Below are 24,335 nucleotides of genomic sequence, written 5' to 3'. Positions count from 1 at the left end.
ATCTTTTGCTGAATCTACCCGTGATGTTAAAGCAATGGGCGCAATCCGTCTCATCTTTACAAAAACTTACTGCCATTTCGCAACCAATGGTGCCATTGGTTTTACTTTTCCGCGCCACCCGGTCAAAATTGGCGCCATAACGAAAAAAAACGAAACTGTTCAACTATTAGCCGGGGAAAACCGTTGCTGCGGCTCAAACGCGCGCAACGGAGGGCAAGCAATACCGCCGCATTGACGGCTTTAACCAACGAACCGGGATAATACCCGACAAAGGACCCTGCATGTTTCTCGCGATAGCATTATTAATCGTTGGTTTATTTCTACTGGTGTACGGTGCAGACCGCTTAGTTTATGGTGCTGCCGTGATTTCCCGCTCGCTCGGCGTACCGCCGTTGATCATCGGCATGACCATCGTCGGCATCGGCACTTCGCTGCCGGAGCTGATCGTGTCCACCACCGCCGCGCTGAACGGGCAGATAGATATGGCCGTTGGCAACGTAGTCGGTTCCAACATCACCAACATTTTATTGATCCTGGGCGTGGCGGCGTTGATTCACCCGCTGGCCGCGCGCTCTGAGATACTGCGGCGCGAACTGCCGCTGATGTTAGCGGTCACAGTATTATGCGGTTTCGTGTTGATGGACGGCACCCTGAGCAGGCTGGACGGCGTGCTGCTGCTGGCCGCCGCCGCCGGCTTCATCCTGCTGATGCTGAAAATCGCCCGGCTGGCGCAGCGCGAGGGCAGCGACAGCCTGACTATGGAGCAGATCGCCGAGCTGCCGCAGGACAGCAGCAATACCGTGGCGGTGCTGTGGCTGGTGCTGGCGTTTATCATTCTGCCGCTCTCTTCCAGAATGGTGGTCGATAACGCGACGGTGATCGCGCACTATTTCGGCCTGAGCGAACTGGTGGTCGGTTTGACCATTATCGCCATCGGCACCAGCCTGCCCGAACTGGCCACCTCCATCGCCGGGGCGCTGAAGGGCGAGGATGATATGGCGATTGGCAATATCATCGGCTCCAATATTTTCAACACGGTGATCGTGCTGGGCGTACCCGCCCTGCTGTCGCCGGGCAGCGTAGACACCGCCGCCTTCCAGCGCGATTACTGGGTGATGCTGGCGGCCAGCGTGCTGCTGAGCGTGCTGTGCATCGGCCGCAAACATCGCATCGGCCACCTGGCGGGCGCGCTGTTATTATGCGGCTTTATTGCGTATCTTGCGGTGCTGTTCTTTAACCCTTTCAGTACTTTCGGCTAAACCGACGGGAATGAGTATGTCGAACATTGAGTTGCAACCGGGCTTCGATTTTCAACAGGCCGGTAAAGAAGTGCTTCAGATAGAGCGTGAAGGGCTGGCCCAGCTCGATCGCTACATCAACGCAGACTTCACCCGCGCCTGCGAAACGATCGCCGCCTGCGGCGGCAAAGTGGTGGTGATGGGCATGGGCAAATCCGGCCATATCGGCTGCAAGATCGCCGCGACCTTCGCCAGCACCGGCACGCCCTCATTCTTCGTTCATCCGGCGGAGGCCAGCCATGGCGATTTGGGCATGGTCACCCCGCAGGACATCGTGCTCGCCATCTCCAACTCCGGCGAGTCCAGCGAGATCCTGGCGCTGATCCCGGTGTTGAAACGCCAACAGATCACCCTCATCTGTATGACCAACAATCCGGAAAGCGCGATGGGCAAAGCGGCGGATATCCACCTGTGCATCAAGGTGCCGCAGGAAGCGTGCCCGCTGGGGCTGGCGCCGACCACCAGCACCACCGCCACGCTGGTGATGGGCGATGCGCTGGCCGTTGCGCTGCTGAAAGCGCGCGGTTTCACGCCGGAAGATTTCGCGCTGTCGCATCCGGGCGGCGCACTCGGCCGCAAACTGCTGCTGCGGGTTAGCGATATCATGCACAGCGGCGATGAAATACCCCACGTCAGCGCCGACGCCTCGTTGCGCGACGCGTTGCTGGAAATTACCCGCAAAAATCTGGGCCTGACGGTGATCTGCGACGATTTGATGAAAATCGCCGGCATCTTTACCGATGGCGACCTGCGCCGGGTATTCGACATGGGCATCAACCTGCACGAGGCGAAGATCGCCGATGTCATGACGCCGGGCGGCGTGCGGGTGCGCCCCAACCTCCTGGCGGTCGATGCATTGAACCTGATGCAACAACGCCACATCACCGCGCTGCTGGTTGCCGATGGCGACCAGTTGCTGGGTGTGGTACATATGCATGACATGCTGCGCGCCGGCGTCGTTTAATTAAGGAATAGAACGGAATGGGTATGGTAGAAACCTGCTACGGGCCGGTAGAACAAGAGGTTATGGCGCGTGCCGGGAACATCCGCCTGTTGATTTGCGACGTTGACGGCGTGCTGTCGGACGGCCTGATCTTCATGGGCAACAACGGTGAAGAACTGAAGGCGTTCAACGTGCGCGACGGTTACGGCATCCGCTGCTTGAAAACCTCGGACATCGAGGTGGCGATCATCACCGGTCGCTCCGCCAAGCTGCTGGAAGATCGCGCGCAGACGCTCGGCATCACCCATCTGTATCAGGGGCAATCCGATAAGCTTTTGGCCTTCCGCGAACTGTTGGATAAACTGTCGTTAACGGCGGATCAGGTCGCCTATATCGGCGATGACCTGATCGACTGGCCGGTGATGGCGCAGGTCGGCCTGGCGGTCGCGGTGGCGGACGCCCACCCGCTGCTGACGCCGCGCGCCCACTACGTCACCCGCATTGCCGGCGGCCGCGGCGCGGTGCGCGAACTGTGCGACATCATTCTTTTGGCTCAAAATAAGCTGGAGGACGCCAAAGGGCTGTCGATATGAGTAAAACCAAACTGTGGATCACCATCCTGTTGACGGTGATCGTTCTGGCGCTGATCGGCTGGAACATGACGGACTTCAGCGACGACACGGCCCCTGGCCCGGTCAACGATCAGGATCCGACCTACCAGAGCCAGCACACGGTCACCGTGGTGTACAACCCGGCCGGCAAGCTGAATTACAAACTGGTGGCGGAAGACGCGAAGTATTACACCGCCGGCGAGCTGAGCTGGTTCACCCAGCCGGTGATGACGCTGTTCGATGAGAATGCGGTGGCCACCTGGTCAGTTCGCGCCGATCGCGCCAAACTGACTAAAGACCGAATGCTGTATCTGTATGGTCACGTCGAGGTGAACAGCCTGACCACCACCTCGCAGCTGGAAAAAATTAAGACGGACAACGCTCAGGTAAACCTGGTCACCCAAGACGTCACCTCCGATGACGAAGTCACGCTTTACGGGACCAATTTTACCTCTAACGGCATGAAAATGCGTGGGAACCTGCGGACCAAAACCGCTGAGCTGATTGATAAGGTTAAGACCAACTATGAAATTCAGAACCAAAAAACAACTCCGTAACCTGTTGCTCGGCAGCTTAGTTTTGGCCGCCAGCGCCCCCGCTCTGGCGCTGAAATCCGACTCCAGCCAGCCGGTCAGCATAGACTCGCTCAAGCAGTCGTTGGACATGCAAAGCAACGTCAGCACCTTCACCGACAACGTGGTGATCAAACAGGGCACCATCGATATTCGCGCCGACAAGGTGGTCGTCACCCGCCCGGGCGGAGATCAGAATAAGACCTATATTGAAGCGTTCGGCAACCCGGTAACCTTCTACCAGATGCAGGACAGCGGCAAGCCGGTCAAAGGCCACGCGCAGAAAGTGCGTTACGACGTGGCGACCCAGCTGGTGACCCTGACGGGCAACGCCTATCTGGAGCAGCTCGACAGCAACGTGAAAGGCGATCGCATCACCTATCTGGTGCAACAGCAGCAAATGCAGGCGTTTAGCGATAAAGGCAAACGCGTGACAACGGTTCTGGTACCGTCGCAGTTGCAAGACAAAAACGAGCAAAAAAAGAGTAACTAATCACTTATGGCAACACTCATCGCAGAAAACCTGGCGAAAGCCTACAAGGGCCGTAAAGTTGTCGAAGACGTCAGCCTGAAAGTGAAATCCGGCGAGATCGTCGGCCTGCTCGGCCCGAACGGCGCCGGTAAAACCACCACCTTCTACATGGTGGTCGGCATCGTGCCGCGCGACGCCGGGCGCATCGTGATCGACGAAGAAGACATCAGCCTGCTGCCGCTGCACGCCCGCGCGCGCCGCGGCATTGGTTACCTGCCGCAGGAAGCGTCGATCTTCCGCCGCCTGAGCGTGTACGACAACCTGATGGCGGTGCTGGAGATTCGCCCCGACCTCACCAGCGAACAGCGCGAAGACCGCGCCAAAGAGCTGATGGAAGAGTTCCATATCTCCCATCTGCGCGACAGCCTCGGCCAGGCGCTGTCCGGCGGTGAACGCCGCCGCGTCGAAATCGCCCGCGCGCTGGCGGCCAACCCGAAATTCATTCTGCTGGACGAACCCTTCGCCGGGGTGGATCCGATTTCCGTTATCGACATCAAAAAAATCATCGAGCACCTGCGTGACAGCGGCCTGGGCGTGCTGATCACCGACCACAACGTGCGCGAGACGCTGGACGTGTGTGAACGCGCCTACATCGTCAGCCAGGGCAAACTGATTGCCCACGGCACGCCGGATGCTATTCTGGCCGACGAGCAGGTTAAACGCGTTTATCTGGGCGAAGAGTTCCGCCTCTAAGCGCCGGCGCGCCCTGCGGGGCGACACCGTTAACGGAAGTAGACAGAAAACTATGAAGCAAGGTTTGCAACTCAGGCTCAGTCAACAGCTGGCCATGACTCCTCAGCTCCAGCAGGCGATCCGCCTGCTGCAGTTGTCCACGCTTGAGCTTCAACAAGAGATCCAGCTGGCGCTGGAGAGCAATCCGCTGCTTGAACAGACCGATCTGCACGACGAAATCGACGCCAAAGAAACCCAGGAGACCGAGGGGCTCGATACCCGCGAGGCGCTGGAACAGAAAGACATGCCGGAAGAGCTGCCGCTGGACGCCACCTGGGATGAGATCTACACCGCCGGCACGCCGTCCGGCACCGGCACCGACTACAGCGACGACGAGCTGCCGGTCTATCAGGGCGAGACCACCCAAACGCTGCAGGATTACCTGATGTGGCAGGTGGATCTGACGCCGTTTTCCGATACCGACGCCGCCATCGCCACCTCCATCGTCGACGCGGTGGACGACACCGGCTATCTCACCGTGCCGCTGGAAGACATTCTGGAAAGCCTGGGCGACGAAAACGTGACCCTCGATGAAGTCGAGGCGGTGTTGAAGCGCGTGCAGCGTTTCGATCCGATCGGCGTCGCCGCGCGCGATCTGCGCGATTGCCTGCTGGTGCAGCTCTCCCAATACGCCAAAGACACCCCTTACCTGGCCGAAGCGCGGCTAATCATCAGCGACCATCTGGATCTGCTGGCCAACCATGACTTTCGCAGCCTGATGCGATCAACCCGGCTAAAAGAAGATACACTGAAAGAAGCGATGCTGCTGATTCAGTCGCTCGATCCGCGCCCGGGGCAGTCGATCAATACCGGCGAATCGGAATACGTGATCCCGGACGTGCTGGTGCGCAAGACGCAGAACAAATGGACGGTCGAGCTCAACGGCGACAGCGTGCCGCGTTTGAAGATCAATCAGCAATACGCAGCGCTGGGCAACAGCGCCCGCAGCGAAGCCGACGGCCAGTTCATCCGCAGCAACCTGCAGGAAGCCAAGTGGCTGATTAAAAGCCTGGAGAGCCGTAACGAGACGCTGCTGAAGGTCACCCGCTGCATCGTCGATCAGCAGCAGGCGTTCTTCGAGCAAGGCGAAGAGTTTATGAAACCCATGGTGCTGGCGGATATCGCCCAGGCCGTGGAAATGCATGAATCGACGATCTCGCGCGTCACCACGCAGAAGTTTCTGCACAGCCCGCGCGGCATTTTCGAATTGAAATATTTCTTCTCCAGCCACGTGAATACCGACAGCGGCGGCGAAGCCTCCTCGACGGCGATCCGCGCATTGGTGAAGAAATTGATTGCGGCGGAAAACCCCGCCAAACCACTCAGCGACAGCAAGCTGGCCACCCTGCTCGCCGATCAGGGGATCATCGTGGCGCGGCGCACCGTCGCCAAGTACCGAGAGTCTTTGTCCATCCCGCCGTCGAACCAGCGTAAACAGTTGGTTTGACCTCTATTGAGAAGGAAGACACTATGCAGCTCAACATTACCGGACACCACATCGAAATCACCGATCCGTTGCGCGAGTTCGTGAACAACAAGTTCGCCAAACTCGAACAGTATTTTGATCGCATCAATCAGGTGTATGTTGTATTAAGTGTGGAAAAAGTGCAGCAAATTGCGGAAGCAACGGTGCACGTGAATGGAGGCGAGTTGCACGCCACCTCGGAAGACGAGAATATGTATGCCGCAATTGATACGCTGATCGACAAATTGGCACGTCAATTGAACAAACATAAAGACAAATTGAAGCAACACTGACACCCTAACCCATTCCATGAGGCGGCATCCGTCGCCGCCTCCCCCTTCGGCGCGTGACCCGCATGGGTGACGCGCCGAACGGTAATCAGGGTTAAAACCGACGAAAAACCGCCTTGCCGGGCGCGCCCGGCGGCGCGGTTTTAAGTGAAGATGAGATGAACAACGAATATATGCAATTAAGCTCGGTGTTAAACATCGAGTGCACCAAAAGCTCGGTACACTGCACCAGCAAGAAGCGGGCTTTGGAAATTATCAGCGAACTGGCCGCCAAACAGCTCAATCTGCCTTCGCAGGTGGTGTTTGACGCGGTTCTCACCCGGGAACGCATGGGCAGCACCGGTATCGGCAACGGTATCGCCATTCCCCACGGCAAACTGGAAGAGGACACACTGCGGGCCGTTGGCGTGTTTATCCGTCTCGACCAACCCATCGCTTTCGACGCTATCGACAACCAGCCGGTCGACCTGCTGTTCGCGCTATTGGTGCCTGCCGATCAGTGCAAAACCCATTTGCATACCCTGTCGCTGGTTGCCAAACGCCTGGCCGACAAAACCGTATGTCGCCGCCTGCGCGCCGCGCAAAGCGACGAAGAACTTTACCAAATCATCACCGAGTGATGCCCGGCCGGCGTGACTTCCAGCCCGGATAACGTTACTGTTTCACGATGATGGATCCGGCTGCGGCCGGAATAACAAAGTTTCCACCGGTGGCGATGAACGCCGCCGCGATGCCAGGGGAGTTGCCACATGGTGCTGATGATTGTCAGCGGCCGTTCCGGTTCCGGAAAATCCGTCGCCTTGCGGGCGCTGGAAGACATGGGTTTTTACTGCGTTGACAACCTGCCGGTGGTTCTGCTGCCGCAGCTCGCCAATACGCTGGCGGAACGCAATATCTCCGCGGCGGTCAGCATCGACGTGCGCAACATGCCGGAATCGCCGGAAGTGTTCGAATACGCGATGACTCAGCTGCCGGACAGCTTCTCACCGCAGCTGCTATTCCTCGACGCCGATCGCAACACGCTGATCCGCCGTTACAGCGACACCCGCCGCCTGCATCCGCTCTCCAGCAAAAACCTGTCGCTGGAAAGCGCGATCGACGAAGAAAGCGATCTGCTCGAACCGCTGCGCTCGCGGGCTGACCTGATTATCGACACCTCGGAAATGTCGGTGCACGAACTGGCCGAAATGCTGCGCACCCGCCTGCTGGGCAAGCGCGAGCGCGAACTGACCATGGTGTTCGAATCCTTCGGTTTCAAACACGGCATCCCGATCGACGCCGACTACGTGTTCGACGTGCGCTTCCTGCCGAACCCGCACTGGGATCCGAAGCTGCGGCCGATGACCGGTCTGGACAAGCCGGTAGCGTCGTTCCTCGATCGCCATACCGAAGTGCACAACTTCATCTACCAGACCCGCAGCTACCTGGAGCAATGGCTGCCGATGCTGGAAACCAACAACCGCAGCTACCTGACGGTCGCCATCGGCTGTACCGGCGGCAAGCACCGCTCGGTGTACGTGGCGGAACAGCTGGCCGATTACTTCCGCTCGCGCGGCAAGAACGTGCAGTCGCGCCACCGCACGCTGGAAAAGCGTAAACAATGACGGTCAAACAGACGGTTGAAATCAAAAACAAACTGGGCATGCACGCGCGCCCGGCGATGAAGCTGTTCGAACTGGTGCAAAGCTTCGATGCGGAAGTGATGCTGCGCAACGAAAGCGGCACCGAGGCCGAAGCCAGCAGCGTCATCGCGCTGCTGATGCTGGACTCCGCCCAGGGCCGGCATATCGAAGTCGAAGCGACCGGCCCCGACGAAGTCAACGCGCTGGCGGCGGTGGTCGAGCTGTTCAACTCCGGGTTTGATGAAGATTAGTCGTTGAGGGCGCTTCTGCGCCCAATCACTCACATGCCCCTCAACTCCGGCTCAGGCAGTCCAACGCCACCGCCTTAAAACTGTCGAAGCTGTCGCTGCCCAGCAGGCGGCTCATTGAGCGTTCACGCACAAAGGTGACGAACAGCTCGTAGATCGCCATCGCCTCTTCATAGTCGCTCTTGCTGATCGCCAGCAGGAAAATCACGTGCGCGATCTCACCTTCCCCCCAGACGACGCCCTGCGGCGCCAGCAGCGTCACCACCACGGTCTTTTTCGCCAGCAGCCCCAGCGAGTGCGGCAAGGCGATGCCTTCGCCCAGCAGCGTGGAGACGATCGCCTCGCGTTCGACCACCGACGGATAGAAGTCCGCGCCGACGTATCCTTCCCGCTCCAGCTGGCCGCATACCCGGCTGAACAGCTCCGCCTGCGTCAGCGGCTCGTCGAGCACCATGAAATGCTCGGCGTCGAAGAACTTCTCCAGCATGTACGGTTTGGTGCGATCCACCAGCACCAATTTGCCCAGTTGCTCCAGCTGATAATCGGTCGGGAACGGCGACATCACCACCACCGGCTTGTTCTTTTCGCCGATGCGGGCGTTGGAAATCACGAAGTCTTCGTCGATGTGCGCAAGCATCTCATAATCGCGCAGCGAGACGATGCGCGTCATCACCAGTTGCGGATACTTGCGCGCAATCTGCGCCTGGATCATGCGCACCGTCGAGTTGCCGGTATCGCACACCAGCATCACCTGCGGGTGGCGTTCATAACCGATGTTGTAATGCCGCTCCAGCCCCACGCCGATGTGCAACACCAGATAGCCGATCTCGTTTTCACTCAGGGTATAGGGGGTGTATTTGCCCCAGCTGGAGACCGCCGCCAGCGTCACATCGTAAGCCATCGGATAGTGCTGCTTGATGTTGGCCAGCAGCGGATTGGGGATGTTGATCTGGTATTTCACCCGCGTAATCATGGTCTTGATATGGGTGAGCAGATCGGCCCGCAGCTGCTCGTCGCCCTGCAGATTGTAGTTATAGTGTGCGTTGATGTAGGACAGGATGTAGTCCACCAACGCTTCTTCATCGTCGGCGTTGATCTCGGTCGGTTGCACGTCCTGCACGCGGCGCGCGGCGATGTTGACCCGCAGATAGGCCTCTTCGGCCATCGAGATCTCTTTGCCGGAGGCCGCGCGCAGCTCCGCCGCCAGACGGGTCGACACCTGGCGCACCGCCTCGTCGCCGTCCTCCACCTCGAAGTCCGGCAGCGGATAACCGTCGTTGATGCGCCGCAGGGCCACCGCGCAGTAGAAGATCAGATACTGCTCGCCCTCGTCGGTCAGGCGAATGGCGTATTGCGACAACAGCGGGTGCAGCAATCCGGCGAACGCCGCCACCTGCGGCTGCAACAGGATCTCGTTGTTGAGCAACGGGTTCTCGGCGTCGGCCAGCTGCAGCTGGAACAGCAGATCGGTCAGGCAGGCGCGGATCGCCATCTCCGCGCCGAACAGCTTCATGCCGTAACGCGGTTTGGTTTCAATCGTCAATTGATAATGCGCCAGACGCTCTCTCACCTCAGCCATGTCGTTTTGCAGCGTGCCGCGGCTGACGAACCATTCGTCGGCCAGATCTTCCAGTTTGAGAGAGAAGGCTGAGGTCAAAAAACGCACCAGCAGATAATGCACCCGCTCCTGCGCGCTGCGCGGGGTGGCCTGTTTGCGGCGTTCCTGATGCTGCAGGGCGCTGAACAGCGCGGCGTTATCGACCTGCAGGCGATAGCCGGCTCCGCGGTTATGCACGAAACGCGCGCCATATTTATCCAGGATCTCGTTCAGCGCGGTGATATCCGCTCGCACCGTGCGGGTGGACACGGCGAAACGCTTCGCCAGCTCATCCTGCGGCAAAGTCTCGGTTTGCAAAGCATCGAACAAGTAAGCCAAACGCGGGTAAGGAAATCGCACCATTCTGTGTCCGTCAATCAGGTGGCCCACCCGGCGAACCGGGCGGGCCACGGGTTACTTCGCCGGCGGCAGAAACGCCATTTGCGAGGGGCTGCCGATCGGCAGATAGCCGCCCACAAAGCTGAGTTTGCCGTCCGTCGGGTTGACGCTGAAGCGGGTGACGTTATCGCTGCGCTGGTTCAGCGCATACAGATAGCGGCCATCCGGGCTCAGCGCCAGCGAACGCGGATAATCGCCGCGGGTCCAGGTTTCCGCCACCGGTTTCAACTCGCCGCCGGCGCCCACGCTGAACTGGGCAATGCTGTTATGCAGTCGGTTGGCGACGTACAGCGTGCCGCCGTTTTTGCTGAGCGCCAGCCCCGAGGCGAAGCTGGTGCCCTGATAGTCGGCGGGCAGCGCGGAAACCGCATGCAGTTGTTTCAGAGTACCTTTTTGGCGATCAAAACGGTAGCTGGTCAACGTCGAGGCCTCTTCGTTCACCAGCAGCACGGTGTCGCCGTCCGGGTGGAACACAAAATGACGCGGGCCGGCGCCGGCGGAAGAGGCGGCGATCCACGGCGGATCGTTCGGCGTCAGGCGGCCGCTCGCGGCGTCAAAGCGCCATTGGTAGATGCGATCCAACCCCAGATCCGTGGAGAACACGAACTTGCCGCTCGGATCGCTGGCGATCATATGGGCATGCGGGCCGTTGTGATCGCTGATGGCGAAGCTGCCGTTCACCGCCGCCGCCGGTTTGGCCGCGCCCGCCGGCCCCTGCTGTTGCTGCACCGAGCTGGCGGCGCCCAGGCTGCCGTCCGCTTCAATCGGGAAAGCCGCCACGCTGCCGCTGACGTAGTTCGCCACCAGCAGATGGCGGCCGTCCGGCGTCGAGGAGAGATACACCGGCCCTGCCCCCTGCGAATCCACCTGGTTGAGCTGCGTCAGTGCGCCATCGGCCGGATTGACCCGGTAGGCGGTGATGCCACCGTGCTTGCCGCCGTTGAAATCGGCCACTTCGCTGGCGACATACAGCGTCTTGCCGTCAGCGCTCAACGTCAGCTGCGCCGGATTCGGCACATTGCTGACCAGCGTGGCGTGGCTCAGCGCGCCGCTGGCCGGATCGACCTGCACCCGGTAAACGCCTTCGCCGTTGGGATTGTAGGTGCCGATATAGGCAAAATGAGATGACGTGGAGTTCATTGCATCCTCAGCATGCAGCGCCGGGCCGGTCACGGCCAGCAGCGCCAGGAACAACGCGGAGCGTCGGGTTGGAACCTGCCAGTTTCGCATAGTAATCCTCAGTATATATCCGTCATCTTTCAAGCCGCAGCGTTGTTGGCTGCCCGCACTCACCCCAGTCACTTACTTAAGTAAGCTCCTGGGGTGAGTGCGCTTGCCGCCTAGCTGCAACTTGAAAGCTATAGGCTATAGGTAACGGCGGCGCGGCATGCCGCGCCACGGGAAAACCTTCGCCTCCCAGCGTTTACCTCATCCCATTGTGCGTTCAGCCCACCAGCGTTTTGGTCATCGCCAGTAAGGTTTTCACGTCCTGCGGGCGCGTGTCGCCGCTGGCGGCGTCGATGATCGAACTGTAGATATGCGGGATCACGCGTTTCACGCCGGCCGCCAGCGCGATCTCGACGATCGGCTCAAAGTTCTCCAGATCGATGCCGCCGGTCGGCTCCAGCATGAAGTCATGCTCGGCGCAGGCCTTGGCTACGTGCTGGTATTCGTCCTTGCACTTCAGGCCGCCCATCGGGAAATACTTGATGGAGCTGCCGCCCATGTCTTTCAGCAGGGCGATGGCGGTTTCCACCGGCACGATGCCGTCCGGCGCCGCGGCGCTCAATGGGCCGGTAGAGATCTTCACCCAACCGACGCGGCCGGTCGGCGACACCAGGCCGTTGACCACGCTGTCGTTCTGACCCAGCAGCGCGCGGCTGGCGCCGACGCCGGTAAACACCTGGTTAACGTGCTGCGGCTGCACCTGCTGAGCGATCAGGCTAACCATCGCCGACTGCTTCGGATCGCCGGCGCCCAGGCCGACCGAGAGCGCGTTTTCAATCAGGCGCGCATAGCGCAGCATGTCGGTCACCGCGCTGTCGACGTCCGGGTAGTTTTTGGAGAGCACGCCCACCAGCACATGGCCTTCCGCCGCGGCGTAGATGTCTTGCGCGTTGGCTTTGGAGCCGGCCAGCACGTTCAGGCAAACGCGGTCGCGATAGTAGTTAGGCTGCAGCTTCATGCTTGTTTCTCCGTAAACAGGTTTTTGATACAGCTAAAGACGGTCATCAGCTGTTGCTCGTCGACGCTGCGCACGTCGACCTCAATCTTGCCCTCGTTGGCTTTATAGCCGCGGAAGTAGATGGCGATGTCGCCGGTTTTCAGCGCCTGGACGATGTCATAGGTCGACCGCCCCAGCACCGCCTCATCAAAGGTGATCTCGGCGCGAGCGATATCGCGGCCGGCGCTGTCCCAGACGGTCCTGGCGCTGACGCCGGTCAGGGTGTTGAGGCTGTCGAGGAACGGCGTCATCCGTTCCACCATCTGTTGCCCGGTGGTTTTCTCAAGCGTCAGATAGCTTTCAATCGCCTGCGTCAGGCCGAGGATGCCCTCTTTGCCGACCTTCATCGCCCGGCCGATGCCGCCGGATTGCAACTTCACCCACTCGACGTACTGTTTCTTGCCGATCACGAGACCGCTGGTCGGCCCCTCGATGGCTTTGGCGCCGCTGTAAATCACCAGATCGGCCCCCATCTGGTAGTAACACATCAGATCTTCTTCCGCCGCGGCGTCGACGATCAGCGGTAGGTTATGCTTGCGCGCCACCACCGCCGCCTGTTCGACGGACAGGATGCTTTTCTGCACGCAGTGGTGCGATTTGACGTACAGGATCGCCGCGGTCTGCGGCGTGATGCAGGCTTCAATCTGCTCCGGCGAACATTCGTTGGCGTACCCCGCCTCCACCACCTTGCCGCCGCCCAGCGCCACCATGGTGTCCACCGGGGCGCCGAAGTTGACGTTGTGACCGCGCGGCAGCACGATCTCGCGCGGCACGGTCACCGGCGCCGAATGCAGGTTCACCAGCAGATTGGCGTTATCTTTAACGATCACCGCCGCCACCGACTGGGCGATGCCCGCCGAGGCGCAGGAGACGATCACCGCATCCTCCACGTTGAGCAGATCGGCAATGTAGGCGCCGGTCTTGTTGACCAGATCCTTGATTTCGAAATAGTGGTTCAGGCCGTAATCAACGGCGTCGATCACGTCCTGGCGCGGCGTGGAAACGCCGAGAATGGTCATGCGGCCGGAGGTGTTGATCACCTGCTTCAAACCGTATTTTTCATAAATCGAAGACATGGCTTGCCTCCCCTTGTTCGGTTAATAGGATTTCCCCGGCCACCACCGCGGCCAGCGGCACCAGCAGCCGTTCGCCCTCGGCGGTTTGCCCTTCGGCGTCGGCGAATACCTGCGGTTCGCGGCGCAGCTCAAACAGCGTGAAATCGGCGTCATAGCCCGGCTCCAGCCGCCCTTTGCCGCTCAGCTGCAGCGCCGACGCGGCGTTCTCCGTCACGCAGGCGATCACCTGCGGCAGCGTCAGGCCGACGCTGAAGAATTTGGACATCACCGTCGCCAGGCTGTGCACCGGTCCGTTCATGCGGTTGCGGCAGTAAATATCGGAGCTGATGGTGTGCGGCAAAATGCCCAGTTTGATCGCCTGGCGCGCCACCTCGAAGCTGAAGCTGGCGGTGCCGTGCCCTACGTCGAGCAATACGCCGCGCCGCAGCGCGCGCTGGATAGACTCGCGCAGCGTGCCCGCCGGCGTCAGAATGCGGTTCGGTTTGCCGTTGTAGCAGTGGGTGATGATGTCGCCGCGGGTCAGCAGATCGGCGATCTCATCCAGATCCGGCGGGTTATTGCCGATATGCACCATCAACGGCAGCTGGCGGTTTTCCTGCTGGATCTCTTTGGCCAACACCAGCGGGCGAGTGCCGTTCTTGCCCACCACGCTGCTGCTCATGCGCGCCTTGATGCCGATGACAAAGCCGGGGTGGTTGGCGATGGCCTGGCCGGCCTCGCGCTTGTCGATGTCCGTCATCTCCGCCAGCTCGTTCTGCCGCAGCAGGCCGATGCGCGAGATATTGAGGAAGGCGAAAACGTTGGTTTTGGCGCTGCGCGTCAGCTGATAAAAGGCGTCGATATCGTCGGCGCCGGTGCTACCGGCATCGACCACGCTGGTGACGCCGCTGGCGACGCCGACCCGATCCGGCTCGTCATGGTAAATCGGCGATTCGGGATAGCAATGCACGTGCGCGTCGATCCAACCGGCGCTCAGGCGGCAGTTGCCCGCCAAATCCAGCTGGCGAACGGCGCTGACGTCCGCCGCCAACCGCCCCACCGAGGCTATTTTGCCGTCTTTCACCGCCAGATCGATCAGCGTGTCGTCCGCCAGTCTGGCGCCTCTGATTACTAAGTCATACATACCGCATTGCTCCTGTTAGCCCGGGTGCCGCCGTATCGGGCGGCGCCTGGCGCAGGCCTCTTAAGAAATGGCTACCGGGAAGATCGCCCCCAGGATCATCGCGCCGAGGATCGCTCCGCCGGTGATCGGTTTACCCCAGATATAGAACAGCAGCGCGCCGAGCAGCGAACCGATGCCGATCGGGATCGAAGCGGTCATCGCCGACAGGATGATCAACGGCCCGAGGAAACGGCCCGACGAGTTGCCCGCCCCCATCATCACGTCCGCCCCGTAGGTGGAGTTGCTCTGATTGATGGTGAATTTGCGCGCCAGAATGATCACGTAACCGATCGCCAGGCCGATGATCAGACCGGTGGCCAGCGAAGCGGCGAAGTTGGCGACCGGGAACACGATGCCGGCCCCCAAAAGCAGCGCCGGCACGCCCAGCCCGACGCCGGTCTGGATCGCGCCGCCGATGTCGAGGATGCCCACCAGCGAACCTTCGATGATGCGCGCGAACAGGAAGCTGGCGCCGAACGCCGCCACCGCGCCGTACACGCCGGTATCCATCCCCGCCCGCAGCATGGAGACGAAGGCCACTTCGTTAAAGGCGCCGATGCCGTACAGGTAGTACATGTGCGTCCCGGCGAACACGCCGGAGGACAGCAGGCCAACAAAAATCGGGAATGACCAGTCGGCGTACCAGAAGCCTTTTTGGGTTTGCTCTTCCATCATCCCGCTCCTTATTTACCGCTCAGGGTGTTGTGAATGGCGTCCAGCCAACCCGGCACGCCGAGGCTGAAGGACTCGAGAACTTTCATGTCGAAGCCGCGGAAGAAGCCGCTCAGCACGAACAGCAGCACGATCACCGCCATCATGATCTTGGTGATTTTGTTCCAGCCGCTCTCTTCCACGCCCTTGCCGATCAGAATGCCCAGCACCAGGCCCGGTACGGCGTTGCCCATGATCAGCTGCGCCAGGCCGCCGAAGATGGTGCCCCAGAAGCCGGAACGGCGCCCGGCGTCGATCGCCGCCAGCCAGAAGATCACCGGCATCACGGTGTTCACCAGCAGGTTGGCCGCCGGCACCAGCACCTTGATGGCGGTAACCTGCAGCGCGGCAGGCACGGCGGAAGCGGTGGTATTGAGGAAGGCCACCACCAGCATGCCGATGATGCCGCAGGCGATGGCCATTTTTTTCGGATCGTGCAGCGTTTGCGCCAGATTGCGGTTCTTGACCATCAGGGCCGCCGCGCCCCAGTGCGGGATGATGCGGTGATCGACGTCCTGCGTGAAGGAGCCCGCCGCCACGGAAGACGCCCAGGCGTTGAAGAAGAAGCCCAGACCGAATGAGAAGTGGGAAGCCGGATCGCCCTCGCAGGAGTTCAGCTCGCCCAGGGTGCGAAACGCTCCCATGCCCTGTGTTGTCGGCGCGTGGAACATGCGTGCGGCGCCGGCCCCTACGCCGACCCCCACCAGCCCACCGATAATAATCGATTTAAATAAGATGATTAAAAACATCAGTATACCCTTTCATTTATGCTAACGTTTTTATTTCGTGACGAAGACAACCTTCTCGGTATTGATAATGGTTACGTTCACGGTTATTTCCAGAGAAACGGCATAGCTCTTTCTTTCACGCGGCAAAAAGAAGAAAAGAAATTTCTCTTTAGTTATTTTCTCTTCCGCCTTCACTACGCTGACGTCCTGCGGCTCGATGCGCAGCAGAATATTGTTGGTGGACTTTAATACCGCGCCCTGCACATTAGCCAAGGCGGAAGCAAAAGCTTTCGCTTTGCTGTCGCCTTTACCCTCCACCTTTACCGATGTGGTATATTGCTCTTTCATTATGGGTTGCCATGTTTTTTGACGTAGGCTTCCACCAGTTTCTGGCCCAGCTCTTCTTTATCCATAAAGCCGAAACCCAGCACGTTGCAGCCTTCGTTAATTGCCGTCACGCCCTCTTCCACCGAACGCATGCCGTATTTGGCCTTGTAGCCGTATTTGGTTTGCGCGGTAATCGCGCCTGCGCCGCCGCTGCCGCAAAAAGAGATGCCCAGCTGCGCGTTTTCCGCTTTCATGACGTCGCCCAGCTTCATATCCGCCGCCACGCCGGGGATGACCACCGCTTTTCCGCCTGCGTTTTCAACGCCCTGGCCGACTTTTTGCCCTTTGCCCAAACGATCGCCGATCACTACGGTAATTTGACCCATGGTATATTCTCCTGATTGAAATCGATGCGTTAACCGCTATGCGTTATTATCTTTCGCCACTTCGAAGTGCACGGACAGCAAATAGGCTTCTTCGATAGGCAATGTGCCAAACTGATTCACCACGCGTTCCGCCATTTGCATGGACTCGGCGGAAATTTCGTCGAAAAGCGATTTATCCACCTCCGGCAACGGCTCACCGGTTATTGAACGCAGCACCATGGCGCGAATATGCGATTCCAGCATCTGTTGCTGCACCGCATTGGTATAAATATTCTCAGCATTCAGCATCGCGGTAATATCCGCCAGCACCCGAGCGGTGATCTCACCGGCTTCGCTGACATCGGATTGTTCAATTTCTTTTATCGAAGCAGATCCATCATTCACTTTTCAGTACCCCTAGATCCCACATTAATCAGTAAGCCGTAAAGCGCATCACCTGAATAACCCGCTTTCTGTGATGTCTTTACCCTACCCCCGGCAAGATTTTCTGTGTAGACCGGTTTTTTCCAGTTCGAAGTGGAAATTGAATGACGCGCGGGGATCCATTTCGCAAAACGGCGTTATGGCGAAAAAGTAAATGAGATAACAATTACATAACCCGGCTAACGGTTTTTTTTGCCTCGATTGACGATAAAAGCCTTCGTGATCGGGATCTCTTTCTTTTCTCGCCCCAACCGCCTACTATCAATGGGACAAATCGACATTACCCACACCCCCGCTCCTCTGGCGCGGGGGTGTTGCTTTGTGTTGTTTTTCCGAATTTATGGGCGCACAGACTGGCGCCCTTTGATTTGACTGGAGAGTGGAATGACCAAACCCATCATTACTATTAATGAGCTGGATGCGGAACGCCTGGATGCGCTATTGGAACAACCGGCCTTTGCCAACACCGACGTCGCCGCCGCGCTGAACGACGAGTTGGATCGCGCGGAAATCCTGCCGCCGGAGAAAATGCCGGCCAACGTGGTGACCATGAACAGCCGCGTGCGTTTTCGCGATCTGCACACCGATGAAGAGCATGTGCGCACGCTGGTCTACCCAGCCTCGCTGAAAGACAGCCACGATCAGCTGTCGGTGATGGCGCCGCTGGGCGCAGCGCTGCTCGGCATGCACGTCGGCAAGCAGATCTCCTGGCAATTGCCGAACGGTGAAGAAGCGCGGATTGAAGTGCTGGAATTGCTGTACCAGCCGGAAGCGGCGGGCGAATACCACCGTTAAGCGGTTTTCAGGGCGGCATCCGGCCGCCCTTTCTGTCTCAGATGCAGATAGCGATCAGCACGGCGATCAGCAGCAGCACGTAGATTTTGGCATGCAGCGCATCGCTCACCTTCGGCAAACAGCGCCTGGCAAACACGATCCCCGCAATCCCCGCCACCACCAGCAGCCCCAGAATGTTCAGATTGACGTACCCCAGATACTGCGGCCCGCTCATCTCGCGCCATCCCAACACGATATACATCAGCGCTCCGATCACCGCCACCGGGATCGACAGCGGGTTGGCGGCGCTGACGCAATATTTCATGTCGTAACCATGGCGGCGCAGCAGCGGCACGGTCATCACGCTGCCGCCCACCCCCAGCAGGGTGGCGATGCCGCCGATCAGCGGCCCGCCGCCCCACAACGTGGCGGGAGACAGTTCGGCGCGCGCCGGTTTGATCAGGAAGCCCCGGCGGAACAGACAGTCGGCGATGGTCACCGCCATATAGACCACAAACAGCCCGCGGATCACGCCGTCCGCCAGCAGCGAGGAAGCGAACGCGCCCAGCGCCGCGCCGATGCCGATGAAAAAGATCAGCGGCACGATGGTTTCTCGCAGCAGGTTGCCACTGCGCCAGTTGGTCAGGGTGGCGTAACTCGCGTTGAGGATCATCACCGCTGTCGAGGTCGCTACAGCAATATGCATCGCCTGGCCGGGCTGCTCGCCCGAGGCGGAGATCAGGTGATAGACGAAAGGCACCACCACAAAGCCGCCGCCGAAGCCAAACAGAATGGTGGTGATGCCGGTCAGAAAACCGGCGCCCAGTACAATCAACGTTTCAATCATGGCCGTGCGCCCGCACGAAGTCGTCGAACCCGGCGCAGAACTGCCCCGCCAGCGGGTGGAAGCGCTCGCCGACGAACAGCCCCAAATACTGCTCGCGCACGGCGTCGTGATCCACCAGCTCAATGCCCGCCTGTTCCGCCCGCGCCAGCGTCTGTGCGTCCGGGAAGCCCCAATAGCGCGAATCACCCTGCTTTTCCGCCGCTATCGCTTCGCTCCGTTCCGCCCGCATGAGCTGGCGCGCCAGGAAGGTGCCGCTTTGCACGCCCAGCAACATCATGTTTTCCAGGAACGACAGATCGTGACGCAGCTCGGCGGGCAGACGGGCGAGCACCGGGCCGGCGTCCCAGTGTTCATCCATTTCATGCAGCGTCACCGCACAGCCCTTGTCACCGTTCATCATCGCGCGGAATAGCGTCATCACCCCGCGATAACGCGGCAAGTCGCCGGGGTGCAGGTTCCACAGCAGCTTGCCGCGTCGGCTGAAGGCGCGCACATAGTCGGCGGAGAATTTCTGATAGCAGCGCAGGGAGATCACCGCGTCCATATGCTCCAGGCTGCTGATAAACGTGGCGTCATTGATGTCGAGAACGCGATGCGCCTTGACCCCGGCGGCGGCCAGGAACAGGGCCGGCGATTGATAGGCCCCCTCACAGGCGGCGGCGTTGCGGCCAACGAACGGGAACACAAAATCGTTCAGCACCTCGCGCTCATACAGCCCCAGGCGGCGAACCGCCGGCTCCTGGGTGCGGCCGCCGCTTTTCGCCAGGGGGAAATACACCGTAAAAGCACACTCGCCTTTCAGGGCGGCGATCAGATCCTGACACACCAGCCAGGAGAAAATGTCGTTGCCGACAAAGAGCGCTACGTTCTTCATACTTCAGCCTTCTTTGCGTTGAAAATAGGGTTGTTGAACACGATTTTGCTGATATCCCGCGTGATGGATTCCATCGCCGAGGTGTAAAAAAGATCGCCCTTGGCGGGCGCGCCGAGCGAGTAAAGATGCTGCTCACGGCCGCGTCGGTCGGCGATTTTCAGCGTATGCGGGTTGCACTTCACGCCGCCGAACAGGTTCTCTTGCACCAGCCCGTCTTGCAGCAGCTGCTGGCTCAGGCGGTTGGGCGGCAGTTGATAGGAAGGCGTGGTGCAGTTGAACAGATACTGCGCGCGCACCCGCGTCTCATGGCAACGAAGGATAAACCCGTCCGTTGCCTTGCTGATATCCACCAGGCCGCCGCAGGCGCGCAGGCGTTGGCTCTCCAGCGCCGCCACGATCTTGTTGGCATTCTTGATCGGCATGGCGTGCCGATTGCGCATCCAGGAGGAGTTGTAAAAGCGCATGAAGACCTGCCGGTTGTTGGCATCCATCTTGACCCAGGCGGCGCACACTGCCGGGTGGATCGCCGCCAGATAGCTGCAGATATGCTCCCGGGCAAAACGCGCGCGATCGAGGCTGTCCGCCAGATCGCGGTAGCAATCGCGCCTTTCCCCCAGCGCCGAGAGCACCGTCAGCCGCTCCGGCCCCGGATAGTGGCGCGCCAGCGCGGCGTTGATCGCATGCACCAGCTGATGCGCGTCAATAAAATCGCGGCCGGCGACAAAGCGCCGCAGCGCCTCAACAAACGCCTCCGGCGGCGGACGCATCACCGCCGGCTGCACGCTGGGGAACAGGCCCGAGCGCGACAGTGCGCAGATGTCGGTCGCTCCCAGGCGCTCCATCAGTTCAACGATGGCGTCAATCGCCGTCAGGCTGCAGCCGATCACGCCAATGCTCGAATAAGGGTTGATCGGCGGCAAATCCTGATGGGCCTGATAAGCGATCACCCCATCCACCGGGTAAAGGCACTCCGGCGGGTTGTGCCCCGAACACAGCACCAGCGCGTTCATCTGCTCGGCGCCGCCGCAGGCGGTGGTCAGCCGATAGCCGGCTTCGTGCGGCGCGATGGCATTCACTTCGGCAGTGACGAAATTCAGCACCACGTTACTGTCCGCCGCCATATATATTGTCATGTCGCGAATAAAATCGAGATATTCCCGATACAGCCAGCGCGGCGGATAACGATCCTGGCAAAACTGCGGGAAATGCATGGCGATCCAATCAACGAAGTGCGCATCGTCGAAAATATCCGCCGACATATTTTCCGGCGTCATATTTAATATATGGCTGTCAAAATCGCTGCTGTATGCCATGCCGCCTTTAAATCCCTGCTTGTCGAAAACCGTCAGGGAAAGCGGCCTTTTGCAATGATTAACCGACTTATTTTTTATAAAGTTATACGCAAAAGAGATGCCGGCGGCCCCGCCGCCAATCACACCGAACTTATACATGAAATATCACCTTATAGTCATTGAACTGCGCTAAGAACTATTGCTTCAGGTGTTGGAATAAAATGACGCTTTATTCCTTATTAACTTCTTGTATTGCGAGAACGAGAACCTTCGTCCCACCCTGGTGTGAAGACTTGCACGGGCTTCATGGCCGATAAAATAACGGCGCCCCGAACAAGCGTTATTTTTCTGCCCCGATAGTAGGGCGACCGTCGCTGGCTTGCTTTATATGAAGGGCCAACTATCATTGCGTTTCGGCCAATCTGCCCGCCAAAGGGAACACATGCGCAACGTCCGCATTGATGACATCGACCACGTAACCCGTGCGGTGATCGCCATCGGCACCGATTATCCGCCGGGGCATCTGCTGCCAATGCACAGCCACCGGCGCGCGCAGTTGCTGTACGGCGCTACCGGCGTCATGCACGTTTTCACGCAGCAAGGCAATTGGGTCGTTCCGCCGCAGCACGCGGTGTGGCTGCCGCCGCAGATGCCGCACGCGGTGCGGATGGTCGGCGTCACCACCCGCAGCCTGTACCTTGAACCCGGCGCGTTGCCCGCCGAACGGCCGCAGGTATGTCAGGTGGTCAGCGTCACTCCGCTGATGCGCCAGCTGTTGATGGCGGCGGTGGATATGCCGCTGGAGTATGAACAACAGGGCCGCGACGGAGCGCTGGCGGCGCTGCTGCTGCACGAGCTGGCCAGGCTGCAGCCCTTGCCGCTGCACATCCCGCTGCCCGCCGATCCTCGGCTGGGTGAGCTGTGCCGCGCCTTTTTGCAGCACCCCGACGCCCACGACTCCGCGCAGCGGTGGGCGCCTCGTCTGTACATGAGCATTCGCACCTTCAGCCGCTTCTTTCGCGCGCAGACCGGCCTGCCGTTTTCGCAATGGCGTCAGCGCGCCTGCGTGGTGCTGGCGTTGGCGCTGCTGGCCGAAGGACGCAGCGTGACGCAGGTGGCGATGGAGATGGGATATGACAGCAGCGCGGCGTTTTCAACCATGTTCCGCCGCGTGCTGGGGCAGGCGCCCTCCTCCTATCTGACGGAAGACGGGCGCGACGGTTGACGGATTAGCGGAATTTCTTGTGGTTGGCGTCGCGAGTTTGCTTGAAGCCCTGCGCCAGCTGCTTCGCTTCGGCGACTTTGCCCTGATTGGCCAGCGCCAGCGCCTGATCGATTTGGCCGATCAGGGTATCCAGCCCGCTGCGGAAATCTTTCATCTCCGGGCTGTCGGCGGCTTTGTCTTCCAGCTTCGGCGGGGTGCCCTGTTTGGCATCCTGCGCGGCGGCGCGCATGTTCTGCAGGCTCTGTGTGAGGGTAGCGGCGGAGTCGGTATTCAGCGCCGTTTTGTAGTTTTCCGCCAGGGTGTCCATATCGTCGCCAAGATCGGCGGCGACCGCCAGCGAACTGGCTGCCAGCAGCGTCAACGCCGCCAGCGCTTTCAGGGTATTCTGCATGTTTGCTCACCTTCCAGTTATTGTTTTAATTAACCCACCGTTACCATAGGCAAGGCCGGGAAAAATCGAAACCGGAGATTTGTAAGCAAGGTTGAGACGGGATAACGCGCAGCCGGCGGGCGCCGGCCGCGCAGCGGATCACTGGCCGGCGATCTTCATTTCCGGCAGCAGCACCGAACCGCACTGGATATTGCTGCGGGTTTCGATATCGCTGCCGACGCTGACGATGTTGCGCAGCATGTCTTTCAGGTTGCCGGCGATGGTGATCTCGCTGACTGGGTACTGGATCTCGCCATTTTCCACCCAAAAACCGGCGGCGCCGCGCGAGTAATCGCCGGTGACGCCGCTGACGCCCTGGCCCATCAACTCGGTGACCACCAGGCCTGTGCCGAGCTGCTTCAGCATGCCGGCGAAGTCCGCGCCCTGCCCGGCAATGCGCCAGTTATGGATGCCGCCGGCATGGCCGGTGCTGTGCAGGCCCAGCTTGCGCGCCGAGTAGCTGGTCATCAGCCAGGTTTGCAGCACGCCGTCCTTGACGATATCGCGCCTCTGGGTGCGCACGCCCTCGCTGTCGAACGGCGTCGACGCCAGCCCTTTCAGCAGGTGCGGATGCTCCTCGACGGTCAGCCACTCCGGCAGAATCTGCTTGCCGAGCGAGTCCAACAGGAAGGTAGATTTGCGATAAACGCTGCTGCCGCTGATGGCGCCCACCAGATGGCCGAACAATCCGGTGGCCACCTCGGAGGCGAACAGCACCGGCGCCTTCATGGTCGACAATTTGCGCGGCGCGAGACGCGCCAACGTGCGGCGGGCGCACTCCTGCCCCACCCACTCCGGGCTGTGCAGATCGCCCATCGCCCGACCTATGGTGTAAGCGTAATCCCGCTCCATGTCGCCGTCCTGTTCTGCGATAACGCAGCTGGACAGCGAGTGACGGCTGGAACAATAGCTTTGCAGCATGCCGTGGCTGTTGCCGAACACCTTGATGCCGTAGTGGCTGTTGAAACTGCCGCCTTCGGTGTTGGTAATTCGTTTGTCCGCCGCCAACGAAGCCTGCTCGGCGCGCGCCGCCAGCTCGATGCCGCGCTCGGCGTCCAGCTCGGTCGGGTGGAACAGATCGAGATCCGGCGCCTCGAACGCCAGCAGATCTTTCTCCGCCGGGCCGGCGCAAGGATCCTCAGAGGTGTAGCGCGCGATGTCCAGCGCCGCCTGTACGGTGCGGGCGATGGCGTCCGGGCTGAGATCGGTGGAAGAGGCGCTGCCTTTGCGCTGGCGGTGATACACGGTGATGCCCAGCGCGCCATCGCTGTTGAACTCGACGTTTTCCACTTCGCCGAAGCGGGTGCTGACGCTGATGCCGGTCGATTTGGTGACCGCGACTTCCGCCGCGTCGGAACCGGCGCGGGCCAGCTCCAGCGCCTGAGAAACGGCCTGTTCCAGCGCCTTGCGCTGTTCTGCAACTTGAGTGACTACTTTCATCAATCTGCCATAATTAATCAGAAAATCGTTGAGAAAAGTGCCGGAGCGGCGTAGTTGTGCACGCGGGGCGGCGCGCAAAAATCCTGAGATCTCTGCCGTTGAGTCTA

Annotated in this window: 28 protein-coding genes; 13 read left to right on the top strand and 15 right to left on the bottom strand. The window is 60.1% G+C overall.

All coding sequences use genetic code 11. From position 1 onward, the window contains the following. Positions 1 to 281 precede the first annotated feature (281 nt). The 11 genes from CRO23_RS02640 to npr all read left to right on the top strand — a co-directional run bounded on the left by CRO23_RS02640 (position 282) and on the right by npr (position 8,316). Positions 282 to 1,259: a calcium/sodium antiporter gene (locus CRO23_RS02640; protein ID WP_028127534.1), complete on the top strand. Its 978-nt coding sequence runs from the start codon at positions 282 to 284 to the stop codon at positions 1,257 to 1,259. Between the two features lie 16 nt (positions 1,260 to 1,275). Then, a complete protein-coding gene (gene kdsD, locus CRO23_RS02635; protein ID WP_016930207.1) occupies positions 1,276 to 2,262 on the top strand; it encodes an arabinose-5-phosphate isomerase KdsD in 987 nt (328 codons plus the stop codon). Between the two features lie 17 nt (positions 2,263 to 2,279). Next, positions 2,280 to 2,834 (top strand): 3-deoxy-manno-octulosonate-8-phosphatase KdsC, encoded by a 555-nt coding sequence (gene kdsC, locus CRO23_RS02630; protein WP_021505108.1) that lies wholly within the window; start codon positions 2,280 to 2,282, stop codon positions 2,832 to 2,834. Then, positions 2,831 to 3,409: an LPS export ABC transporter periplasmic protein LptC gene (gene lptC / locus CRO23_RS02625; protein ID WP_016930209.1), complete on the top strand. Its 579-nt coding sequence runs from the start codon at positions 2,831 to 2,833 to the stop codon at positions 3,407 to 3,409. The genes kdsC and lptC overlap by 4 nt, the downstream gene beginning before the upstream one ends. Beyond that, positions 3,378 to 3,917 carry a lipopolysaccharide ABC transporter substrate-binding protein LptA gene (gene lptA, locus CRO23_RS02620; protein WP_028127535.1) on the top strand — a complete coding sequence of 180 codons (540 nt, stop codon included), beginning with the start codon at positions 3,378 to 3,380 and terminating at the stop codon, positions 3,915 to 3,917. Before lptC ends, lptA begins: the two co-directional genes overlap by 32 nt. A gap of 6 nt (positions 3,918 to 3,923) precedes the next feature. Beyond that, positions 3,924 to 4,649: an LPS export ABC transporter ATP-binding protein gene (gene lptB / locus CRO23_RS02615; protein ID WP_004937040.1), complete on the top strand. Its 726-nt coding sequence runs from the start codon at positions 3,924 to 3,926 to the stop codon at positions 4,647 to 4,649. A gap of 52 nt (positions 4,650 to 4,701) precedes the next feature. Continuing rightward, the gene (gene rpoN, locus CRO23_RS02610; RefSeq protein ID WP_016930211.1) at positions 4,702 to 6,135 is read left to right on the top strand and encodes an RNA polymerase factor sigma-54; all 1,434 of its coding nucleotides are present in this window, start codon (positions 4,702 to 4,704) and stop codon (positions 6,133 to 6,135) included. Between the two features lie 23 nt (positions 6,136 to 6,158). Continuing rightward, positions 6,159 to 6,446 (top strand): ribosome hibernation promoting factor, encoded by a 288-nt coding sequence (hpf, locus tag CRO23_RS02605; protein ID WP_004937038.1) that lies wholly within the window; start codon positions 6,159 to 6,161, stop codon positions 6,444 to 6,446. Between the two features lie 155 nt (positions 6,447 to 6,601). Continuing rightward, complete coding sequence (ptsN, locus tag CRO23_RS02600; protein WP_016930212.1) at positions 6,602 to 7,063, top strand: PTS IIA-like nitrogen regulatory protein PtsN; 462 nt, start codon at positions 6,602 to 6,604, stop codon at positions 7,061 to 7,063. 129 nt (positions 7,064 to 7,192) lie between these two features. Beyond that, the gene (gene rapZ / locus CRO23_RS02595) at positions 7,193 to 8,047 is read left to right on the top strand and encodes an RNase adapter RapZ (RefSeq protein ID WP_015379177.1); all 855 of its coding nucleotides are present in this window, start codon (positions 7,193 to 7,195) and stop codon (positions 8,045 to 8,047) included. Then, complete coding sequence (gene npr / locus CRO23_RS02590) at positions 8,044 to 8,316, top strand: PTS phosphocarrier protein NPr (RefSeq protein ID WP_004937034.1); 273 nt, start codon at positions 8,044 to 8,046, stop codon at positions 8,314 to 8,316. Before rapZ ends, npr begins: the two co-directional genes overlap by 4 nt. A 40-nt stretch (positions 8,317 to 8,356) precedes the next feature. Here the strand turns inward: npr and CRO23_RS02585 are convergent, their stop codons facing one another. The 10 genes from CRO23_RS02585 to CRO23_RS02540 all read right to left on the bottom strand — a co-directional run bounded on the left by CRO23_RS02585 (position 8,357) and on the right by CRO23_RS02540 (position 17,286). Further along, a complete protein-coding gene (locus tag CRO23_RS02585) occupies positions 8,357 to 10,273 on the bottom strand; it encodes a BglG family transcription antiterminator (protein ID WP_049299903.1) in 1,917 nt (638 codons plus the stop codon). Positions 10,274 to 10,324: 51 nt separating this feature from the next. Then, a complete protein-coding gene (locus CRO23_RS02580) occupies positions 10,325 to 11,539 on the bottom strand; it encodes a lactonase family protein (protein ID WP_097101336.1) in 1,215 nt (404 codons plus the stop codon). Between the two features lie 214 nt (positions 11,540 to 11,753). After that, positions 11,754 to 12,494, bottom strand: coding sequence for a 2-dehydro-3-deoxy-phosphogluconate aldolase (dagF, locus tag CRO23_RS02575; RefSeq protein WP_097101334.1), 741 nt, complete (start codon positions 12,492 to 12,494; stop codon positions 11,754 to 11,756). Then, positions 12,491 to 13,609 carry a DgaE family pyridoxal phosphate-dependent ammonia lyase gene (locus tag CRO23_RS02570; RefSeq protein ID WP_016930216.1) on the bottom strand — a complete coding sequence of 373 codons (1,119 nt, stop codon included), beginning with the start codon at positions 13,607 to 13,609 and terminating at the stop codon, positions 12,491 to 12,493. Before CRO23_RS02570 ends, dagF begins: the two co-directional genes overlap by 4 nt. Then, positions 13,593 to 14,732, bottom strand: coding sequence for an amidohydrolase/deacetylase family metallohydrolase (locus tag CRO23_RS02565; RefSeq protein WP_016930217.1), 1,140 nt, complete (start codon positions 14,730 to 14,732; stop codon positions 13,593 to 13,595). Before CRO23_RS02565 ends, CRO23_RS02570 begins: the two co-directional genes overlap by 17 nt. A gap of 60 nt (positions 14,733 to 14,792) precedes the next feature. Then, entirely contained in the window at positions 14,793 to 15,443 is a 651-nt protein-coding gene (locus tag CRO23_RS02560) for a DUF4310 family protein (protein ID WP_004937013.1), read from the bottom strand. An 11-nt stretch (positions 15,444 to 15,454) separates the two neighbouring features. Continuing rightward, positions 15,455 to 16,231, bottom strand: a complete 777-nt coding sequence (locus tag CRO23_RS02555) for a DUF4311 domain-containing protein (RefSeq protein ID WP_004937006.1) — start codon at positions 16,229 to 16,231, stop codon at positions 15,455 to 15,457. A 30-nt stretch (positions 16,232 to 16,261) separates the two neighbouring features. Then, positions 16,262 to 16,558 carry a DUF4312 family protein gene (locus CRO23_RS02550; RefSeq protein ID WP_004937003.1) on the bottom strand — a complete coding sequence of 99 codons (297 nt, stop codon included), beginning with the start codon at positions 16,556 to 16,558 and terminating at the stop codon, positions 16,262 to 16,264. Next, complete coding sequence (locus tag CRO23_RS02545; protein WP_004937000.1) at positions 16,558 to 16,923, bottom strand: glycine-rich SFCGS family protein; 366 nt, start codon at positions 16,921 to 16,923, stop codon at positions 16,558 to 16,560. Before CRO23_RS02545 ends, CRO23_RS02550 begins: the two co-directional genes overlap by 1 nt. Positions 16,924 to 16,959: 36 nt before the next feature. Continuing rightward, positions 16,960 to 17,286, bottom strand: coding sequence for a glycine dehydrogenase (locus CRO23_RS02540; RefSeq protein WP_086013604.1), 327 nt, complete (start codon positions 17,284 to 17,286; stop codon positions 16,960 to 16,962). Positions 17,287 to 17,730: 444 nt separating this feature from the next. On the opposite strand from CRO23_RS02540, the gene rnk reads away from it, so the two are divergent. Then, positions 17,731 to 18,141, top strand: coding sequence for a nucleoside diphosphate kinase regulator (gene rnk, locus CRO23_RS02535; RefSeq protein WP_004936993.1), 411 nt, complete (start codon positions 17,731 to 17,733; stop codon positions 18,139 to 18,141). A gap of 37 nt (positions 18,142 to 18,178) precedes the next feature. Here the strand turns inward: rnk and CRO23_RS02530 are convergent, their stop codons facing one another. The 3 genes from CRO23_RS02530 to CRO23_RS02520 are packed head-to-tail and all read right to left on the bottom strand — an operon-like array spanning position 18,179 to position 21,292. Further along, positions 18,179 to 18,967: a sulfite exporter TauE/SafE family protein gene (locus CRO23_RS02530; RefSeq protein ID WP_016930220.1), complete on the bottom strand. Its 789-nt coding sequence runs from the start codon at positions 18,965 to 18,967 to the stop codon at positions 18,179 to 18,181. Further along, positions 18,960 to 19,841: a formyltransferase family protein gene (locus CRO23_RS02525; RefSeq protein WP_016930221.1), complete on the bottom strand. Its 882-nt coding sequence runs from the start codon at positions 19,839 to 19,841 to the stop codon at positions 18,960 to 18,962. The genes CRO23_RS02530 and CRO23_RS02525 overlap by 8 nt, the downstream gene beginning before the upstream one ends. Beyond that, positions 19,838 to 21,292, bottom strand: coding sequence for an FAD/NAD(P)-binding protein (locus tag CRO23_RS02520; RefSeq protein WP_016930222.1), 1,455 nt, complete (start codon positions 21,290 to 21,292; stop codon positions 19,838 to 19,840). Before CRO23_RS02520 ends, CRO23_RS02525 begins: the two co-directional genes overlap by 4 nt. Positions 21,293 to 21,575: 283 nt before the next feature. Here CRO23_RS02520 and CRO23_RS02515 point away from each other — a divergent pair, with 283 nt between their 5' ends. Beyond that, the gene (locus CRO23_RS02515; RefSeq protein ID WP_016930223.1) at positions 21,576 to 22,358 is read left to right on the top strand and encodes an AraC family transcriptional regulator; all 783 of its coding nucleotides are present in this window, start codon (positions 21,576 to 21,578) and stop codon (positions 22,356 to 22,358) included. 4 nt (positions 22,359 to 22,362) lie between these two features. Here CRO23_RS02515 and cybC read toward each other — a convergent pair whose 3' ends face one another. Together cybC and pmbA are read right to left on the bottom strand one after the other, a co-directional pair. Then, positions 22,363 to 22,749 (bottom strand): cytochrome b562, encoded by a 387-nt coding sequence (cybC, locus tag CRO23_RS02510; RefSeq protein WP_097101332.1) that lies wholly within the window; start codon positions 22,747 to 22,749, stop codon positions 22,363 to 22,365. 138 nt (positions 22,750 to 22,887) lie between these two features. Further along, positions 22,888 to 24,228, bottom strand: coding sequence for a metalloprotease PmbA (gene pmbA, locus CRO23_RS02505; protein ID WP_033639296.1), 1,341 nt, complete (start codon positions 24,226 to 24,228; stop codon positions 22,888 to 22,890). Positions 24,229 to 24,335 lie beyond the last annotated feature (107 nt).

It is taken from the genome of Serratia sp. JKS296 (genome assembly GCF_900215445.1).
GTDB classification, from domain to species: Bacteria; Pseudomonadota; Gammaproteobacteria; order Enterobacterales; family Enterobacteriaceae; genus Serratia; species Serratia marcescens.
The sequence above is the reverse complement of the archived record's forward strand: the minus strand, read 5'-3'. Positions and strand labels throughout refer to the sequence as shown.